The 2,003-nt window shown below is 67.6% G+C and carries 2 protein-coding genes; both read left to right on the top strand.

Features of this window, described 5'->3' with window-relative positions; genetic code table 11:
* Nucleotides 1–630 precede the first annotated feature (630 nt).
* The gene (locus tag QZX93_RS14875) at nucleotides 631–1,356 is read left to right on the top strand and encodes a DsbC family protein (RefSeq protein ID WP_295393151.1); all 726 of its coding nucleotides are present in this window, start codon (nucleotides 631–633) and stop codon (nucleotides 1,354–1,356) included.
* A gap of 223 nt (nucleotides 1,357–1,579) precedes the next feature.
* Nucleotides 1,580–2,003 (top strand): TraV family lipoprotein (locus QZX93_RS14870; RefSeq protein ID WP_295394713.1); only part of this gene is annotated, 424 nt, incomplete at its 3' end.

Raw genomic sequence — 2,003 nt, 5'->3', positions numbered from 1 at the left:
GCCTTGGGCCTGTCCCAACCGGCCTTTGCCCGGCTGCTGCAAACCCCGGTCGGCACCGTGCGCGACTGGGAGCAGGGGCGCTTTCCGCCCCCCGGCAGTGCGCTGCTGGTGGCACGGCTGGCGGTTGAGCATCCCGAGGTGTTGCGGCCTTATGCCGCGGCCAGTTGATCGCGCAGCGCTGGCGGTCTCAAAGCACCGTCCGAACCGCGCCCAGCAGGCTCCTTGTGTCGGTCGCGCTCTTTGCTAGCAGGCTGTCGGACTTAGTGATGCAACCGATTGAATGCAAAGAGTTTCCTCTTTTGCGCCAAAAAGTCGTTTTCCTGTTTAATCAATCGGTTACGCCATCAAGTCCGACAGGCTGCTAGTGACCCAGCTCGCACCTCGGGGAGCCCGCCCGGAGGGTTGAGCCCCTTGGTTCGGCGGAGCCCAGTCCCAACAACGAAAGTGCCCAGTCTCCATGGCCCCGGGCGTTCGGGTGCGCGGCAGTACCCCCACTTCCCGCATTCCCCCCACAAAACCGAACCTTCAGCTATCACACCCATCCCCCCTGATCGGGCACCCTGACGGCACCTTTACAGCCGGTCCGGGTCTCCGCCAATGCGCTTCTCCAGGTTTTCAGGGCTTCTCGCCGTGGCACTTGCCGCGCCGCCCCATGCCCTCTGGGCCGAGCCCGCCGCCACCTTGGGCACGATCCTGGGCAGCAGCGACACCGCGATCCGTCGCATGGCCCGGCTACCCGTCGGTGGCCTCCAGGCCGTCGAGACCAACGACGGGCAACTCATCTTCATGTCCGACACCGGGCGCTACGTGGTCCGGGGCAAGGCCTACGACCTGTGGCACGGCGTGGCCCTGACCTCGCTCGCCCAGGCCGAGGACCTGGCCGGGCGCATCGATCTGAAGCACCTGAAACTCGACGTTGCCGACCTGGGTGCGCTCGATCTCGGCACGGGTCCTGATGTTGTGGCCTTCGTCGACCCGCAATGCCCGCACTGCGCCGCCTTCTTCAAGGACCTGGCGTCGCTCGCGGACCGCTATCGGTTCCGCTTGATCGCTTTGCCCATCGCCGAGGACTCCCAGTCCGAGGTGCTGGCCTTGCACTGCCTGGCCACCACCGACCGTGCCGCCGCGCTCGCAGCACTGCTGGAACACCGCGCCGACGTGCCGGTGGCGACGGGTACCTGCGGACAGCAGACGGCCCAGCGCACCCTGATCACGGCGCAGATGTTCGGCGTGAGGGGCACTCCCTTCGTGATCGCGCCCGACGGCCGCATCCACCAGGGCCGCCCGGACGACCTAATCGGTTGGCTCGCCGGCACCCCGACCGGAACGCCCAAGGCAGGGGAGGGCGGGCAGTGAGGCGCGCCGGATGGTTCTGGCTGCTGGTCGCCGTGTCCCCGCTGGCGACACTGCCCGGCTGCGCCAGCGACAACGCGCAATTCGCCTGCCCTGGTTTCCCCAGTCGGCCACTGTGCCTGCCCACTTCCGAAATCTACCGCCTGACGGACGGTGCAGGCCCACCGCCCGCGTCGGAACGCCGCCCGAGCGCCATCAGTACCACCAACAACAACGGGAGTTTCCTATGAAGCGAACCGGGATGGCCGTTGCGCTCACCCTGCTCGGCACCCTGGCCGGCTGCGCCACGTTCCAACACCCAGGCCCGATGGTCGCCGGGCCGGATCAACGCCCCGCGCAATTCGCACCCACGCGGGTGTCGTCCACCACCATGGCCGTCTGGCTGGCGGCCTGGGAGGACGACAAGGGCGATCTGCACGCGCCGGCGACGGTGTATGTGGAGGTGGCCCCAACCCGCTGGAGCTACGCCGACCAGTCCACGACCTCGCGTATGAAACCACAAGCACTCCAGCTGGGGCTCTCGCCCCGACAACACACCACGCTGATGGCCCTCGGCCTGCTGGCGTTGGTGGCCACCCTGATGCTGGTGTCCCACCCCAGCTTTGCCGGCACCGGGGGTGCCGAGTTCAACCCACTCTACACCAAGCTAT

The organism is uncultured Thiodictyon sp., assembly GCF_903946935.1.
Taxonomy (GTDB): domain Bacteria; phylum Pseudomonadota; class Gammaproteobacteria; order Chromatiales; family Chromatiaceae; genus Thiodictyon.
This window is presented reverse-complemented; position numbering and strand designations above follow the sequence as displayed.